The following is a 16,537-nucleotide window of genomic DNA, read 5'->3' as shown; positions in this document are numbered from 1 at the left end:
TGAACTTGGCGGACCTGCCCGGCGTGCGGAACGCGGCCTGGATCACACGAATCCGTTGTCAAAAGCAACGAGATGATTCAGGGTGAAATCACTGCGGGCGCAGAAAATAAGTGTTTCAAGCGGTCGCGCGAACCGAGGCCGATTCATTTTCACTGCTGTAGAGAGAATGCACTGCGGCCCAGTCCGCGAGCCGCGCGCTGGTGTCGGCGCGGCCGGTGTCGGCATTCAACAGGCTGCCGGCACAGATGCCGCGCGTGGCGCGGATCAGGAGTTCGGTGCCTAGCCCCGCCCACTGGGCCCGAAGAGTGTCAAGCGCTGCCATGACCGCAATTCAACCGGAATCGTGTTTCGCATGCGTAACGCAACCCGCAACATCACGATAAGTCACAAGAATTCCGGAACCGCTTGTTACCGGGTGGTCCATTAACCGGGCAGCCAGGAAAGCCGGACCTGCCGGCGCGGATTGTCCACGTTGGTGTCGACCAGGCAGATCGACTGCCAGGTGCCGAGCATCATCCGGCCGTCGAGCACCGGGATCGTCGCGTACGGCGGGATCAGCGCCGGCAGCACGTGGTCGCGACCGTGCCCCGGCGTACCGTGCCGGTGCCGCCAGCCGAAGTCCCGCGGCAGCAGCTCCTCGAGGACCGCCAGCAGGTCGGTGTCGCTGCCGGCGCCGGTCTCCAGGATCGCGATCCCGGCGGTCGCGTGCGGCACGAACACGTGCAGCAGTCCGTCGCCCTGGGCCTGGTGGGCCTCACGGTCGACGAACTGCTCGCACCTGCTCGTCAGGTCGAAGACAACCTCGCTACCACCGGTCGCGACATCGATCAGCTCGGAACGCATCCCGTCAGCTTAGGCCGGGACGATGTTCACCAGCTTCGGCGCGCGGACGATGACCTTGCGGACTCCGCGGCCGTCCAGCGCCTTCTGGACCGCCTCGGACGCCAGCACCAGCTGCTCCAGGTCGGCCTCGGCGATGTCCGGGGACACCTCCAGCCGGTCCCTCACCTTGCCGGCGATCTGGACCACGCAGGTGACCGTGTCCTGGACCAGCAGCGCCGGGTCGACCTTCGGCCAGCCCGCCTTGGCGACGGTCGGCTCGTGGCCCAGCGTCTCCCACATGTCCTCAGCCGTGTACGGCGCGACCAGGCTCAGCAGCACCGCCACCGTCTCGACCGCCTCGCGGACGGCCGGGTCGGCCGCACCCGGTCCGGCGTCGATCGCCTTCCGGGTCGCGTTCACCAGCTCCATGATCCGGGCCACCATCACGTTGAACCGGTGCGAGTCGACCAGCTCGGCCGCGTCCGCCACCGTCCGGTGGGTGATCTTGCGCAGCTCGACGTCACCGGCCGCGGGGTCCGAGCCCAGCGGCGCCTCGACAGACCCGGCCAGCCGCCAAGCGCGCTGCAGGAACTTCAGCGCGCCACCCGGCGACATGTCGGCCCAGTCGATGTCGTCCGACGGCGGGCCGGCGAACACCATGGTCAGCCGGACCGCGTCGACGCCGTACAGGTCGATCTGGTCGCCCAGGTTGACGCCGTTGCCCAGCGACTTGCTCATCGACTTGCCCTGGTTGATCACCTGGCCCTGGTTCAGCAGCCGGGTGAACGGCTCGACCGCGGACAGCAGGCCCATGTCGTGCAGCGCCTTGACGAAGAACCGCGCGTACAGGAGATGCAGTACGGCGTGCTCCTTGCCGCCGACGTACTGGAACACCGGCATCCAGCGCTCGGCCGCAGCCGGGTCGAACGGGCCCTCGGTGTAGTCCGGCGACAGGTAGCGCAGGAAGTACCAGGACGAGTCCACGAAGGTGTCCATGGTGTCGGTGTCCCGCTCGGCCTTGCCGCCGCACTTGGGGCAGTCGACCTCGACCCACTCGCGTGCGGCCGCCAGCGGCGACACACCCTTCGGCGCCAGGTCGGCGCCGCGCAGGTCGGGCAGCTCCATCGGCAGCTGGTCGTCCGGGACCGGCACCTCGCCGCAGGACGGGCAGTGGATGATCGGGATCGGGCAGCCCCAGTACCGCTGCCGGCTCAGCAGCCAGTCGCGCAGCCGGTAGTTGATGGTGCTCTCGCCCAGGCCCTTGCTCTGCAGCCACTCGCTGATCCGCGCCTTGGCCTCGACGACGCCCAGCCCGTTCAGGCTGATTTCGTCGTTCGCGCTGTTGATCGCCGGGCCCTCGCCCGTGTAGGCCTTGCCCTCGAAGCCGTCCTCCGGCTGCACGGTCCGCACGATCGGCAGGCCGAACTTCTCCGCGAACTCCCAGTCCCGGGTGTCCTGGCCGGGCACCGCCATGATCGCGCCGGTGCCGTAGTCGGCCAGCACGTAGTCGGCGGCCCAGATCGGGATCCGCTCACCGGTCACCGGGTTGATCGCGTACGAGCCCAGGAAGACACCGGTCTTCTCCCGCTCGGTGCTCAGCCGCTCGATCTCGGTCTCACCCTTGACCTTGGCCAGATAGGTGTCGAAGGCCTCCCGCTGCTCCGGCGTGACCAGCTCGGCGGCCAGCTTGGCGTCCGGCGCGACCACCATGAAGGTGGCGCCGAACAGCGTGTCCGGACGGGTGGTGAACACCCGGATCGGCTCGTCGCGGCCCTCGACCTGGAAGTCCGCGAAGGCGCCCTCGGACCGGCCGATCCAGTTGCGCTGCATCAGCAGGATCTCTTCCGGCCACTGCAGCAGCTCCATGTCGTCCAGCAGCCGCTGCGCATAGTCGGTGATCTTGAAGTACCACTGGGTCAGCTCGCGCTTGGTGACCTCGTGCCCGCACCGCTCGCACCGGCCCTGCACGACCTGCTCGTTGGCCAGCACGGTCTGGTCGTTCGGGCACCAGTTCACGTACGACGCCTTGCGGTAGGCCAGACCGCGCTCGTAGAACCGCAGGAACAGCCACTGCGTCCACCGGTAGTACTCCGGGTCGGACGTGTGCAGCCGGCGCGACCAGTCGAAGCTCAGGCCGTAGCGCCGGATCGACTCCGCCTGGGTCTCGATGTTGCCGTAGGTGTACGTCGCCGGGTGCTCGTTGCGCTTGATCGCCGCGTTCTCGGCCGGCAGCCCGAACGAGTCCCAGCCGATCGGGTTCAGGACGTCGTACCCCTGTTGGAACCAGTAGCGCGCCAGCACGTCGTGCAGCGCGAACACCTCGGCGTGGCCCATGTGCAGGTCGCCGGAGGGGTAGGAGAACATCGTGAGCGCATACCGACGCTCCGCGGAGCCGTCGTCGCGCGTCTTGAACGGGTCCAGCTTCTCCCATACCGGCCGCCACTTGGCCTGCAGGACGTTGAAGTCGTACCCACCCCGGTCGATCGGGGCGTCCTCCACCTGCTCGCTCACGGTCCTACTCCATGTATTTCGTGTGTTGGTTGAGCCTAAATCTGCCAGAAGGCACACCGCGAAATGACAGTGCCCTAAAAAAGAAGAGCCCCTCGCGCAGGAGGGGTTGCCGCACTGACCGGCGCTCAGGCGCCTGGTTGCCAGTACGGCTAACTAAGGAGCAGGCTCACTCGCATGTGATCAGTCTAGCGCCTTCGGCTCGAGTCCGGACAGCAAGGCGTCGAGAGCGAACTCGAAGCGGGCTTCAGTGCCTCTGGGAGCCGTCTTGCTCACCGCCTCCGCCAGCAGCGGGTACTCGGCCGGGTCCAGTGCGTCCAGCTGGTCCACGGGGTCGCCGTCCGGGGACGTGACGACGTGTCCCAGGACGAAGCCGGTCACTGCGTACAGCACGTCCAGAGCGTCGGCAGGCTGCAGTCCGGCGGCTCGCATGCTCTCAAGGGCGGCCTCCATCACCTGCAGGTTCTGCGCGGTGACGGCCGGCCGGGACGCGACCAGGGGGATGACGTTCGGGTGGGCGAGCAGGGTGGTGCGGAGCTCGCTCGCGTAGGCACGCAGCGCCTCCTGCCATGAGCCCGCCTCGAACGCCGGTGGGGCGATCGGTGCGACCAGCAGCTCGACCAGACCGTCCAGCAGCGCGTCCTTGCTCGGCACGTGGTGGTAGAGCGTCATCGCCTCGACATCCAGCTCTGCTCCGAGCCTGCGCATCGAGAGCGCCTTCAGTCCTTCGCGATCGGCGAGTGCCAGCGCGGCCTGCAGCACCACCTCACGGGTAAGGCCGACGCGCTGACCAGGGGTACGGCGACTCACTCGAGGCTCCTCGCTTGAAGATTCTTACGGCGTAAGTATAGAGTCAATCTTACGTTGTAAGAATGACGTGGGGAGGAAGTTTCGGATGAGCACCATCACCGCGCCGGCACGGACGGCGTCGTACGTCCGGCGGGCGCTGTACGGCGGGCTGCTGCTGACCGTGGTCGCAACGCTGGCCCCGGTCGTCGACCTCATGACGGTCGACACCATCGGGGATCACGTGCGGGCCGCGTACCCGGACTGGTCAGCCAATCTGGTGACCAAGGACCGGAACGCCATCACGATCTACCTGGTCGCCGTCGGCGTACTCGGGCTTGTCGGCTGGGTGTGGTCGATCGTGGCGGTGGCTCGGGCCTCGCGCCGGGTCCGGGCGATCTGCACCACGCTGTTCGCCGTCGGGGCGACGATTCAGCTGATTGGGCTGTCCGTCGGCGGGGAGGCGTACACGACGATCGTCCCGCCACTGCACGGCGTGATCGGCTTCCTGCCGTCGTTGGCAGGGCTGGTGGTCGTTGTCGGTGTCTGGAGACGTCGGCAGCAGCCCGGGCAGCACTGGTGCCGCGACCCCACTGACACGGGTCGCGGCACCAGTAACGACGAGCGTCAGCCGATCGGTACGCCGAACGTCTTCAGCCAGTCCTGGACAACCTTGATGTCGATCCGCTGCAGACCGTCGAGGTAGCGGCAGTTCTGCGTGTAGCCGTAGCTGGTCACGGTCACGACGTAGCCACCGTGGTACGTCGGGCCGCCGGAGTCACCGAAGCAGGTGCCGCCGGTGCCGCGGTTGTCGTTCTCGTTGCCGTTCACCTGCAGGATCTGCGGGGTGAGCTTCTGGCCGGGCTCCTCGGCCCGGCGGCGCAGCAGCGGGTACGACATCGGCGTCGGCTTCTGCGGGCCGGAGTCGGCCTTGCGGACCTCGGTGCCGTAGCCGACCGACAGGAAGATGGTGCTGTTCAGCTTCGGCTGCTGGTAGGCGTTGAGGTAGTTGGCCGGAGCGATCTTGGCCGGAGCGATGTTCGTCACCGGCCGGTCGAGCACGATCACACCGACGTCGTTCCAGTTGTCCAGATCGGTGAAATCGGAGTACTGCGGGTGCGTGGCCGCCGTACCGGACTTGTAACCGGCCTTCTCGAGCTCGGCCTGGGTGTAGCCCTTCGACGGGTCCGCCGCGACCGGGAACGGCGACGGCGGCTGCTCGGCGATCACCGAGTCGAACGTGATCAGTGTCTTGCCCAGCGTGCCCTTCGTGCAGTGCGCTGCGGTCACCAGCACCGTCGGCGACACCAGGGTCGCCGTACAGCGGAAGCGCCCGTCAGGCATGTAGAACAGGATCAGGCCGACGTTCGGATGGCCGTTTCCGTCCGGCTCGCCTCCGGTGATGGCGGACGCGGGAACCAGGGATGTGGCTGCGAGGCCGAGCGCCAGCGCGATGACGCCGGCGATACGGCTGAGGCGACCCCTCATATGTCTCCTCCAGGAGTACGGCGGAAATACCTGGATGCATTTGAGCAGTCACGGTCTGCCCTGTCCATGATTTTGATTGACTACTCTGAGTGACAGATCCTTCGGGCCGAGCGGGCAGAGCTCGGCGGGAGCCGCTTTTTGCCGTGATTGCGCGGTTAACGTTCCAGCCACACCACGACTTCTTGGGGGACCAACCGCATGATGCACCTGGGCAAGACGACCGCGACGGCCGCAGAAATCCGCGACACCTACGAGAAGAAGTTCCACCAGCAATCAGTCCTACGAACCGACACCACCGAACAGGTGTCGTCTAGAACCAGTCGCGCTGGGCAGGACTACATGAATTCGGTGCCGCCGGTTTGGCGGTGGTTGCCTGGGGTTCGGCCGTAGTGGCGGCGGAAGGCGGTGGAGAAGGGGCGTACGTCGGAGTAGCCGCAGGCTCGGGCTACTTCGGTGACGGTCAACGACGGGTCGAGCAGGAGTTGGGCGGCTAGCTCGAGACGTAGGCGGCGCAGAGTGGACATGATCGACGCGCCGGTTTGCTGGTGGAAGAGGCGTTCGGCGTGGCGTTCGGACAGGTGGGCAACGGCGGCGACGTCCCGGACGGTGATCGGGCGGGAGAGGTTGTCGCGGAGGTGGCGTTGCATCGCCTCGACCACGAGCGGTCCGCGGTCACGCCGTACCGGTTCTACTGCGAGATCGTCGTCCAGGGCGAACGCTCTGGACGTCTCCATCACCAGCGTGGCCCCCAGCGCCGCAAGCGCGGCGCTGTAACCGGACACCGGCGCCGCAGCCTCAGCCGCCAACGCAGTGATGAGAGCCGGCAACGAGCCGACCCGGTCGGACATCACCGGCCCGTCCTGTCGAGTCAGCCCTGACCACCACCCCGGTTGGTCCGAGCCCGGCCGGAACGTGAAGCCCCAGAAGGCGATGCCCAAAGGCTCCGAGTGACTGGACTCGATTTCGTGGACGTCGCCTGGACGGGCGAGGAAGACAGCACCCGGGTACACCTCGTACTGCGAGGAGCCGGAATTGAAGCGGCCGGCGCCGGAGTAGGCGAGGCAGACCTCATGGAAGGAGTGGGTGTGCCAGTAGTTGCGCCAGTACTCCGGGCGGTAGTGGCCCCAGCTCAGGAAGTCCGCGCGGAAGCCGTCGACCTCGCAGGACTCCAGGAGCCCCGCGAGGTCGACGAAACGGTCCGCGGAAGCGACGGACTCCAGGGTCAAGAAGCGCTCCTGCCGGTCGGGTCGACTCCTCGCAGCATCATGCCCTGACCGAGCGAGTGATCGTGGGTCTTGACCGTCGGCGGGTCTCCCGGGTCGCGGTACTGGACCAGCCAGGTGGTCCGCGCCTCGTCGCTCACGTTCACCCCGGACCCGTGCACGGTCAGGTAGGTGAAGAACAGTACGTCGCCCGCCTCGGCCGGCTGCGGTGTCGCCGACTCGAACGGTACGTCGGGCAGGTGGAACGAGCCCTCCGGGTCGTGCTCGCGCGGCCCGTCCTTGTGGCTGCCGGGGATCACCCGCACGCAGCCCTTCTCCTCCGGCGCGTCGTCGAAGTGGAAGATCGCCGCACCGACGCGGTGGTACTTGTGCGGGAAGAACGGGTAGTCCTGGTGCAGCGGGAACGGCGACCCGTTCTCCGGCGGCTTCACGAACAGCTTGGTGTGATGCAGTTGCACGCCGTCGACACCCATCACCGCAGCGGCCACGTCGGTGAACCGCGGGTCCACCAGCAGCCGCGAGAAGGCAGCGTCGTAGAACTGTGCGTCGTGCAGGTGCTGCAATCGGGTCGCACCGTCGGACAGGCCCATCGCCGACTTCCAGGTCGGGTCGTCCTTGCGGTTCAGCTGGGCCAGCAGGTCGTGGCTGCGCTGCCGGTAGTAGGCCGCTTCTTCCTTGCTGAGCAGGCCTTTCACGAGCACGAACCCGTCCTCGGCATACTGCTGAGCGAGCGTGGACAGATCCGCGCCGCTGGATGTGATCGTCATCTCGAAGTCCTCCTGATCGGGTACTTCGAGCCTAGGAAAGTCGGCGCCGGGACGGCAGGACCGCCCCGGACGCCGATGTTCGTCAAACGGACACGAACCCCCAGGCCATCACAATTCCCTGCCGGCGCGCCGACTGAGCGGGCGCTGGCGCCCGTAGGCGTAGTTGTGATGGCCTGGCGGTCCGCAGTCAGAGCCCGAGTTGCCCCAGCCGGACGCTGATCCGCGGATCCGTGGACACCACAGGGGAGCTCGAGTGCACCCACGGGTCACCGTCGAAGTAGGTCTGGAAGATCTTCTCCGCCGTCCGCGTCGCCAGCGCCTGCGCCGTCAGCGTCGGGTTCGGCCCGCCGAGCCCGTTCGACAGGGCGGAGTTGTCGGCCACGAACAGCCGCTTCACCGCGCGGGTCTCACCGCGCGGGTCGAGGACCGAGGTCCGCGCCGACGATCCCATCCGCATCGACGACTGGACGTGCAGGATCAGCGGCGCCCCGTCGATCCGGTAGACCTTGCGAGCGCCCGCGCCACGCAGCAGCTCAGCCGCCTTCCGGGCCATGAACTCCCGGTTCCGCAGCGTCCGCGCGGTCCGTTGCCGCTGCTTGAAGGTGACCTTCGGGATCGGCCCGTTCTCGTCCGCGGGCAGCGCCGAGAGGATGACCCGGTTCTGCGCCTCGACGTCGTCGTCGGTGATCACCAGCACGCTGAGCAGCCGGTCCAGCCCGTGCGACAGGACCTCCTTGAGCTCCGGCCCCATCACCCGCCCGGCGGGCCCGTCCCACGGTCCGCCGCGTCCGCGCCCGTTCTTGTACTGACCGCGGATCCCGCTGTCCGACAGCGTTGCGGAGAAGGCCATCAGCGCGGGTGGCAGGCCGACGTTCTCCAGGCCGCCGTACGGCGGATAGTCGAGCCGGGCACTCGAGCCGACGCCCTTCGGGTTGCCGGTGTAGTCGTCGAAGACCCCGAACACCCAGTCGAAGAAGTGGTCGGTGTAACCGCGGCCGACCCAGCCGTTCGGGTTCGGCAGGCCGCTGTTGAACCAGAGCCGCGGGTTCTCGGTGCAGCCGCCGGACATCACCACGACGCGGGCGTCCTCGCGATGCTCCGCTCCCCCGGACCGCCACGTGACCCCGGTCGCGGTCAGTACGCCGTGCCGCTTCTCGGCGTGGACCCGGGTGACGAAGGCGTCCGCGATCAGCTCGACCGGACGACCGCCACGCCACCACACCTCGGCGGTGAGCGCCATCGGCACGTAGCTGTTGTCCGTCGACCGCTTGGCGAACTGGTTGCGTGGGGCACCGTTCGGCCGCATGCAGCCCTGGAAGCAGTAGCCGCAGAACGTGCACCCGGTCGCCTTCGGATAGACCAGCAGGTCCGAATTCGACGTCTTCCCCGCCGTTCCGCCCGGCTGCAGGATCGCGTTCTCCTGCGGCCGGTACGACGGCCGGTGCGTAGTCTTCGTGGTCTGCACCGGCAGCCCGAGCGTCTCGGCGCCGCGGAAGAACGTCTGTTCCTTGTGCCCCATCGCGGCCGTCATCACCGGCATGGTGGCTTCGACCCACTCGAAGTACGGCACCAGCTCGCCGTAGGTGAACGGGAAGCGGTGGTTGACGTCGTACCCGGACTTGTCGGCTCCGTCGTACCCCTCGAAGACGCCCGGGTACGCGCGCGGGTGGTTGCCGTAGAAGTGCTGCGTGGTGCCGCCGACCCCGGACAGCTGCCAGACGAAGGAGTTCTGCGGCCACGTTGCGGTCGCTGTGCTGTCGACCTCCCGGCCGGCCGAACCGTGGGCCTGGCTCGTCCTCGGCGGCGGCTTTGCCGTCTTCGTGGCCGGCACCCTCCTGATGACGGTGCGTCCGGGCCTCGCCTTCGGCCTCCTCACGTCCGTTGCCGTCAGCAACGCCTTGATCGCCGGGATGGAAGGCTCGAACGCCCTCGTCCTGGTCCCCGTCGCGGTGGCGGACATCGCGGTGATGGACTTCCGCCGGAGGGACGACTCAGCCGGCTGCCGGAACAGCAACCGGCCGATCGTCGGGGTCGGTACCGGCGTCGTCATTGCCTTCGCCCTGTCGGCCGTGTGGTTCGACCAGCCGGACAGCTGGTACTTCAGCCAACTGCTGTGGACCGCGGTGCTGGCCGCGTTCGGCCTGAACCGGCGGCAGTACGAGATCCAGGTCCGGCAGACCGAGCAACTGCTGGAGCAGACGCGCCGCGCGCAGAGCCAGCAGTCCCGTGCGGCAGCACTGGAGGAGCGCGGACGGATCGCTCGCGATCTCCATGACGTGCTCGCCCACTCGCTCGGCGCGCTCAGTGTGCAACTCGAGTTGGCCGAGGCACTGCTGGACGAACGGGACGACAGAACGGCTGCCCTCGACCACATCCGGCGCTCGCGACGACTCGCCGTACAAGGGTTGAGTGAGGCGCGGAACGCGGTGGCTGCGTTGCGGGCGGACGACGTACCGGAGGTGCCGCAGGCGCTTGCGGCGCTGGCGGAGCAGCACGAGGCGGATCACGGGGTCGCCGTCCGGGCGACTGTGGAAGGTACGGCGCAGACCGAGTCGGGTGTCACGGTCGCGCTGTTGAACGCGGCCCGGGAGGCGCTGACGAATGCGGCGAAGCACTCGCCTGGACAGCGCGTCGACGTGGAGCTCAGGTACCAGGACGGCGTACGGCTGACGGTGCGGAACAAGGGTGTGACGGCCGGGGAAGGGTTCGGGCTGGCGGGGATGCGGGAGCGGCTGGCCCTGGTCGGTGGGACGCTGACGGCGGGTCCGGACGGGGACGACTGGCTGGTGGTCGCGGAGGTGCCTGATGAGTGATGTGATCCGGGTGGTCGTGGCCGACGACCAGCAGGTGGTCCGGGAGGGGCTGGTCGCGCTGCTCGGCCTGCTGGACGGGATCGAGGTCACCGGCGCGGCCGCGGACGGGGTCGAGGCCGTCGATCTCGTTGCTCAGGGCAACGTGGATGTGGTGCTGATGGACCTCAGGATGCCGGTCCTCGACGGGGTCCAGGCGACGGCCCGGATCACGGCCGGATTCCCGGACGCCGTCCTGGTGCTGACGACGTACGCCGACGACGACTCGATCGCGACTGCGCTGCGCGCCGGCGCCCGCGGGTATCTCACCAAGGACGCGGGCCGAGCCGAGATCGGGGCTGCGCTCCGGTCGACCGCGGCCGGCCAGTCCACGTTCGACCCCGAGGTGTCCCGGCGGCTGGTCGCCGGGCTGAACCCCGGCCGGGCCAAGGAGACCGACGGCCTCACCGCCCGGGAGACCGAAGTACTGCGCTTGATCGCGCAGGGACTGAGCAACCCGGAGATCGCCGGGCGGCTCTACATCAGCGAGGCAACAGTGAAGACGCACATCAACAACACCTTCGCCAAGATCGGCGCCCGGCACCGCGCGGAAGCCGTCCGCTACGCGACCGCAAAGGCATCGCCGAGAACTAGACGCGAAGCTCGGCGACGACCGGGCGGTGGTCGCTGCCGGTGTTGCTCATCACCCAGGCCTTCGTCGGGGTGACGCCGCGCACCATGATGTGGTCGATCCGCGCCATCGGGAACTTGGCCGGCCAGGTGAATCCGAACCCGTAGCCCGCCGCGCCCTGGGCCGACCGTAGTCCGGCGGTCAACGGGGCCAGGCTGCGGTCGGTCGCCGTACCGTTGAAGTCGCCCATCACGACCACGCCGGCCAGTTTCTCGTCGGCGATCTGCCGGCCGAGCGCCTTGATCGTGTCGTTGCGCTGGTCCGAGGTGAATCCGCTCGCTCCGACCCGGACCGAGGCGAGGTGGGCGACGTACACCGCGACCTTGCCCTCCGGCGTGCTGACCTCCGCGCGCAGCGCCCGGGTCCACTTGAAGCCGACGTCGACCGACGTGCTCTCCTCGACCGGGAACTTCGACCACAGCGCGACCGTGTCCCGGGAGACCTCGTACGGATAGTCCTTGGCGAACGCGGCCTTGTAGATCTTCATGTCCGCCGCGGTGATCTCCTCCAGCGCCATCACGTCGGCGTCGGCCTTCAGCAGGTCCTGCGCGGTCCGCTGCGGATCCGGGTTGGCCGCGTCGACGTTGTGCGACAGCACCCGCAGGTCGTGCGCGCCACCACCCTTGCCCGGGATCAGCAGGTTGCCGAACATCAGGCCCCACACGACGATGGGCAGCAGCAACGCGACTCCGGCCGTGGCGGACCGGCGTACCAGCGCGGCGACGGCCAGGATCGGTACGGCGAGGCCGACCCAGGGCAGGAACGTGTCGAGCAGACTGCCGAGGTTGCCGACCGAGTTCGGCACCCAGCGGTGGAACAGCAGCGGCAGCACGGACAGCACCGCAAGGAACGCGATCAGCCAGCCGCGGCGCCACATGCTGCTCTTCTGGCGCCGACGGGCTGTGCTGCGCGTCGGCGGCTTCCGGGAGGCGACGGCGGTCTGGCGGTCCGGCATGCAGCGATTCTTGCGGACGGCCGCGCCGTACCAAAGTCCGCGTCCGGTCCTGGAGCCCTTTTCATCCCTATGGACGAGTGGTACGGACCGAAATGATTAGGGTTGCGTGAGGGTGCTGGTGCGTACGGCGGATGCGCCCGACAATGCCGGTATGCCGCCCGAGCAGACCACGCAGCCGTTCGTCGTCAAGCGCCGCGGCCTCGGCACTACCAAGACCGCGTTGTACCTCGGCACGCTGCTGTTCGGGCTGATGGTGCTGCTCACTGCGCTCGTGGTGGTGGCTCAACTGGTCAAGGGTGAATCGGTCCGCGAGCCGCTGGAATCCATCTGGCTGTCCTGGGGCGGGATGCCGTTGATCTTCGCAGTCGGGTTGCCGGTGCTGCTGCTGGTCGGCGCCGTGACCGCGTTCGAGGAGTCCCGCGAGGCCGACGACGAGGACGTGCTGCTGACGATCGACGAGAGCGGGATCTACCTCGGCGGCGAGCAGCCGCGGACGATTCCGTGGGCGGACGTCCGCGGCGTCTGCCGGATCGAACGGCACGAGGTGAACCCCGACGGCGGCGAGTGGTGGGCGCCGTACCTCGTCGTCCTCCTGCACGACGCCGACCCCCTCCCCCACAACCCGAAGTCCTGGGGCCCCTCCTGCCCCTGGCCCGGCACCTTCGAAATCCTAGGCCGCGAACTCCCGTACGACGACCTAGCCACAGCGGTAGCCCGCTACGCCCCCCACATCCAGGTAACCAACCGAGGCCGAGTGCCGAACTAACCCCGGCGGAGAACGCCGCCGCGGGGAGTCGATCGCACGCGACACAGAAGCCTCCAGACCGCACCAGGCTGGCTGTTGTGGTCGCCTACCGCGGCGGACGACACCGCGCGGAGAGCCGGGGACAAACGGACAGGTAGTGCACCGGCGGGACGCCGTACACACTGACCCGAACGCGCTCAACCGCACTACCGGCGGCTCCGCACTACCTGTTGAAATGCACGCCCTCCCGTCTCGCCGCCACCGCAGACTCACCCACGGCCCGGCCTTGAGACCCCGACGCGGGGGTCGAACGCACGCGACGCAGGAGTGTGCAGCCGCGGGCGGTAGCCCGCAGGAGGTTCGGGTGGGTGGGAGCGCGCGTAGCAGGTGCGACGGAGGAGTGCCTGCGTAGCACGCGTGGGCTACTTACCCCTTGGGGCCGAGCAGCTTCTCGAGGTCGGTGAGGACGTCCATGGCGCCGAGCGGGCCGAGGCCGAGGAACCAGACCTCGTCGTCGACGCGGGCGACCTGGCCGGACTTCACGGCGGGCAGCGCCTTCCAGAGGTTGCCGTTGACAACGACGTTCTCGGCGGTGGTCTCCGGCTTGCCGTAGCTGGAGTAGAAGATCCAGTCCCCGGTCGCCTGCCCGATGTTCTCCTGCGACACCTCGACCGCGAGGTCCTGGACGTCCTGGATCTTCGGCCGCGGCAGCCCGATGTCCTTCAGGATCACGCCGATGAACGACAGGTTGCCGTAGAGCCGGATCTCGGCCGGCCGGAACCGGACCAGCGAGATCGTCGGCGTCCCCTGCACCTTCGACTTCACCTCGTCGGCGCGCTTCTGGTAGTCGTTCAGGATCCCGGTGGCCTTGTCCTCCTCGCCGACCGAGTCCGCGACCAGCAGGAAGTTCTCCTTCCACGGGAACCCGGGCCGGATGCTGAACACCGTCGGCGCGATCGCGCTGAGCTTGTCGTACAGGTCGTTGGCCCGCAGCTTGCTGCCCAGGATCAGGTCCGGCTTCAGCGCCGCGATCGCCTCCAGGTTCAGCTCGCTGATCCCGCCGACGGTCTTGATCCCCTGCGCCTTGTCCGCCAGGTACGACGGAACGCCCGCCTGGCCCGCGGTCGTTGCCATCCCGACCGGCGTGATGCCGAGCGCGAGCACGTCGTCGAGCTCACCGCTGTCCAGCACCACGACCCGCTCGGGCCTCTTCTCCAGCTTGGTCTCGCCGAGCGCGTGCTTCACGGTCCGCGGGAAGGCGCCCGGTTGCGCGTCCGACCCCAGCTTGGCGGTCTCCTCGTCGGCGGTCTTGAACAACCGCCCGCCGGTCGCCACCTCGGTGTCGCCGACGCCGGTGTCGGCGGATCCGCTGTCATTACTTCCACCACACCCGGCCAGCACCAGCAGGGCGGCCGTAACGGCTATTACGATGCGCATTTTCACGGACGCGAGGATACAACAACTTTGGTTAGGCAGTCCTAACCAGGTCCATCTTCTGACCAACCTCCAGCGAGACTGTCCGTTCCCCGGACGGCAGGGCGATCCGGTACGTACCGGACTGAGCCGCCACCACCGACGCAGCGACCAGAACCCCGCCCCGCCAGCTGACGTCGAACACCAGCCCGCCACGAGCCCGGAGACCGCGGAACGAGCCGTCCGGCCAGTCGGCCGGAAGCGCGGGCAGCAGCCGGATGGTGTCCGTGTGGCTCTGAATGAGGAGCTCGGGGATGCAGCCGGTCATGCCGAAGTTGGCGTCGATCTGGAAGATGTCGCCGTCCCGGTGCAACAGGTTGTCCGAGACCAGACGGCTCAGGTAGTCCTGGATCACCGCGGACGCCTTCTCCGGCTTGAGCAACCGCGCCCAGAGCGCCACGAGCCACGCGGCCGTCCAGCCCCCGTTCGTCGCGCCCTTGGTCCGCAGCTCAAGCGAAGCACCTGCAGCTGCGGCCCACTCCGGCGTACGCGTCGGGTCGATCTCGACGCCCGGGTACAGGCCGTACAGATGCGACTGGTGACGGTGGTCGGTCTCCGACGGTTGCCAGTCCGTCGGCCATTCGAGCAGCCGGCCGTCGGGCGTCGTACCGATCTCCGGAAGGCGTTCGCGGGCTTGGCGCGCACGTGCTGCGAGATCGCTGCCCAGGTCCAGCGCGGCCTCGGCTTCCAGCAGGTTGGCGAACAGTTCGCGGATGAGCCAGATGTCGTACGTCGAGGTGAGATCGACCGATGCCTTGTCGCCGGAAGGCAGGACGAAGTGGTGTTCCGGCGCGGTCGACGGGATGAACTGCAGTCGCCCGTCCTGATCCTCGACGAGCATCGCCAGCACGAACTCGGCCGCACCGGCGATCAGCGGATAGGCGCGATTGCGCAGGAACTCCAGGTCCAACTGGAACCGGTAGTGCTCCATCAAGTGTGCGGTCAGCCAGACACCACAGGTCGCGCACATCGCCCACACCGGGTCGTCGCCGCCTTCGCCGACCGGCCAGGTCGCACGCCAGATGTCGGCGTTGTGGTGCGACACCCAGCCCGGGGCGTCGTACAGGATCCGGGCGGTTTCCGCACCCGACTCGGCGAGGCCCTCGATCAGGTCGGTGAGTGGGTCGAAGCACTCCCCCAGGCCGGTGAGGTCGGCGGGCCAGTAGTTCATCTGGGTGTTGATGTTGTTGGTCCAGTCGCTGGCCCACATCGGCCGGCGGTCCTGGTTCCAGATGCCTTGCAGGTTGGCCGCCTGCGTCCCGGGGCGAGAGGACGCCATCAGCAGGTACCGGCCGAAGTTGAACGTGAGCGCGACCAGATCCGGATCGGTCCCGCCGGCCGCGACCGCCCTGATCCGCTCGTCTGTCGGTAGATCGCGCGATTCACCGAACTGAAGCTCAGCTCGCTCGTACAGCGCGGTGTGATCGTCGACGTGCCGCTCCCGCACCTTCTCCAGGCTGACGTTGCCGAACACGTCGGTGGCCTCGCGCAACGCCACCAGCGGATCCCGTCCCGGCGGCACCTTCCACCCGGCGAACGTGCTTGCCGCCGACAACAACACCGTCAAGCTGTCGGCCCCGCGGACGCTCACGCCCGCCTCGCTCACCACCGCAGTTCCACCAGCGTTGTGGACCTGCAGCGCGACACCGAAGCCGATCCCGCGCCCCTCCTCGTAGCGGATCGGGTCCGGACTCTGCCGGTACTCGATCGTGAGATCCGACGGCGCGTGCCCGACGACTCCATAGGTGCCGTCGGCAGCCTCCGCCCGGATCGGGTGCTGACTGGTCAGCTCCAGGTCGAGGTCGATCGACCCCGGCCGGTCGGCGGTGATCGTCCACACCATCACCTGGTCCGGTGTGGACACGTACGTCTCCCGGCGGAACCGCACGCCGTCGACCGTGTATTCGACGGCGGCGGTCCCCGTACGGAGGTCCAGGCTCCGCCGGTAGTCCTCCAGTTCCTGCGGTTCACCAGCTGTCCGGATCAGCAGGTCGGCGAGCGGTTGGTACGACTCGACCAGCGGCCCCTGCAGGGCCCGGGTCCGTTCCGTCGCCGCCAGCTGATCACGCTCGTCCAGCAACAGCCGCCGTACGTCGGCCAGCGCCTGCGGACCGTCCGTCACGGTCAGCGTGCGCGGGCCGTCGCCCGACCAGACGTCGTCGAGGTTGAGCGCGATCCGCTCCTCGCCGACCCGGCCGAACACCTTGGCGCCGAGGTGCCCATTGCCGAGCGGCAACGCCTCGAACCAGTCCGGCGCGGCAGTGGTGAACCACAGTTCGTGGGACATAGG

General features: G+C 68.3%; 15 protein-coding genes. 4 read left to right on the top strand and 11 right to left on the bottom strand.

Features of this window, described 5'->3' with window-relative positions; all coding sequences use genetic code 11:
• Window positions 1–115: 115 nt before the first annotated feature.
• The 4 genes from ACIBGM_RS35935 to ACIBGM_RS35920 all read right to left on the bottom strand — a co-directional run bounded on the left by ACIBGM_RS35935 (window position 116) and on the right by ACIBGM_RS35920 (window position 4,140).
• Window positions 116–322, bottom strand: a complete 207-nt coding sequence (locus ACIBGM_RS35935) for a hypothetical protein (protein WP_396388086.1) — start codon at window positions 320–322, stop codon at window positions 116–118.
• Window positions 323–423: 101 nt separating this feature from the next.
• Complete coding sequence (locus tag ACIBGM_RS35930; protein WP_396388085.1) at window positions 424–843, bottom strand: YjbQ family protein; 420 nt, start codon at window positions 841–843, stop codon at window positions 424–426.
• 9 nt (window positions 844–852) lie between these two features.
• Complete coding sequence (gene leuS / locus ACIBGM_RS35925) at window positions 853–3,321, bottom strand: leucine--tRNA ligase (RefSeq protein WP_396388207.1); 2,469 nt, start codon at window positions 3,319–3,321, stop codon at window positions 853–855.
• Window positions 3,322–3,513: 192 nt separating this feature from the next.
• Window positions 3,514–4,140, bottom strand: a complete 627-nt coding sequence (locus tag ACIBGM_RS35920) for a TetR/AcrR family transcriptional regulator C-terminal domain-containing protein (RefSeq protein WP_396388084.1) — start codon at window positions 4,138–4,140, stop codon at window positions 3,514–3,516.
• Between the two features lie 85 nt (window positions 4,141–4,225).
• Here ACIBGM_RS35920 and ACIBGM_RS35915 point away from each other — a divergent pair, with 85 nt between their 5' ends.
• A complete protein-coding gene (locus tag ACIBGM_RS35915; protein ID WP_396388083.1) occupies window positions 4,226–4,822 on the top strand; it encodes a hypothetical protein in 597 nt (198 codons plus the stop codon).
• On the opposite strand, the gene ACIBGM_RS35910 is transcribed toward ACIBGM_RS35915, so the two are convergent.
• The 4 genes from ACIBGM_RS35910 to ACIBGM_RS35895 form a co-directional block, all read right to left on the bottom strand.
• Entirely contained in the window at window positions 4,744–5,604 is an 861-nt protein-coding gene (locus tag ACIBGM_RS35910; RefSeq protein ID WP_360538669.1) for a trypsin-like serine protease, read from the bottom strand. The two genes, ACIBGM_RS35915 and ACIBGM_RS35910, sit on opposite strands and share 79 nt — an antisense overlap.
• A gap of 335 nt (window positions 5,605–5,939) precedes the next feature.
• Window positions 5,940–6,830, bottom strand: coding sequence for a helix-turn-helix domain-containing protein (locus tag ACIBGM_RS35905; RefSeq protein ID WP_396388082.1), 891 nt, complete (start codon window positions 6,828–6,830; stop codon window positions 5,940–5,942).
• On the bottom strand, window positions 6,827–7,594 hold the full coding sequence (locus ACIBGM_RS35900; protein WP_360537160.1) for a phytanoyl-CoA dioxygenase family protein: 768 nt from the start codon (window positions 7,592–7,594) through the stop codon (window positions 6,827–6,829). The genes ACIBGM_RS35905 and ACIBGM_RS35900 overlap by 4 nt, the downstream gene beginning before the upstream one ends.
• Before the next feature lie 187 nt (window positions 7,595–7,781).
• Window positions 7,782–9,425: a GMC oxidoreductase gene (locus tag ACIBGM_RS35895; RefSeq protein WP_396388081.1), complete on the bottom strand. Its 1,644-nt coding sequence runs from the start codon at window positions 9,423–9,425 to the stop codon at window positions 7,782–7,784.
• Window positions 9,426–9,432: 7 nt separating this feature from the next.
• Here ACIBGM_RS35895 and ACIBGM_RS35890 point away from each other — a divergent pair, with 7 nt between their 5' ends.
• On the top strand, window positions 9,433–10,407 hold the full coding sequence (locus ACIBGM_RS35890; protein ID WP_396388080.1) for a sensor histidine kinase: 975 nt from the start codon (window positions 9,433–9,435) through the stop codon (window positions 10,405–10,407).
• Window positions 10,400–11,110 carry a response regulator gene (locus ACIBGM_RS35885; RefSeq protein ID WP_396388079.1) on the top strand — a complete coding sequence of 237 codons (711 nt, stop codon included), beginning with the start codon at window positions 10,400–10,402 and terminating at the stop codon, window positions 11,108–11,110. Before ACIBGM_RS35890 ends, ACIBGM_RS35885 begins: the two co-directional genes overlap by 8 nt.
• Here the strand turns inward: ACIBGM_RS35885 and ACIBGM_RS35880 are convergent.
• Window positions 11,034–12,029, bottom strand: a complete 996-nt coding sequence (locus ACIBGM_RS35880; RefSeq protein ID WP_360537169.1) for an endonuclease/exonuclease/phosphatase family protein — start codon at window positions 12,027–12,029, stop codon at window positions 11,034–11,036. The genes ACIBGM_RS35885 and ACIBGM_RS35880 overlap by 77 nt on opposite strands.
• 106 nt (window positions 12,030–12,135) lie before the next feature.
• On the opposite strand from ACIBGM_RS35880, the gene ACIBGM_RS35875 reads away from it, so the two are divergent.
• Window positions 12,136–12,795: a hypothetical protein gene (locus ACIBGM_RS35875; RefSeq protein WP_360537171.1), complete on the top strand. Its 660-nt coding sequence runs from the start codon at window positions 12,136–12,138 to the stop codon at window positions 12,793–12,795.
• Window positions 12,796–13,200: 405 nt separating this feature from the next.
• Here ACIBGM_RS35875 and ACIBGM_RS35870 read toward each other — a convergent pair whose 3' ends face one another.
• Together ACIBGM_RS35870 and ACIBGM_RS35865 are read right to left on the bottom strand one after the other, a co-directional pair.
• On the bottom strand, window positions 13,201–14,211 hold the full coding sequence (locus tag ACIBGM_RS35870; protein WP_396388206.1) for an ABC transporter substrate-binding protein: 1,011 nt from the start codon (window positions 14,209–14,211) through the stop codon (window positions 13,201–13,203).
• Between the two features lie 31 nt (window positions 14,212–14,242).
• The gene (locus ACIBGM_RS35865; protein WP_396388078.1) at window positions 14,243–16,534 is read right to left on the bottom strand and encodes a glycosyl hydrolase family 95 catalytic domain-containing protein; all 2,292 of its coding nucleotides are present in this window, start codon (window positions 16,532–16,534) and stop codon (window positions 14,243–14,245) included.
• Between the last annotated feature and the right edge of the window lie 3 nt (window positions 16,535–16,537).

The sequence above is a fragment of the Kribbella sp. NPDC050470 genome, assembly GCF_044458365.1.
Lineage (GTDB): Bacteria > Actinomycetota > Actinomycetes > Propionibacteriales > Kribbellaceae > Kribbella.
This window is presented reverse-complemented; position numbering and strand designations above follow the sequence as displayed.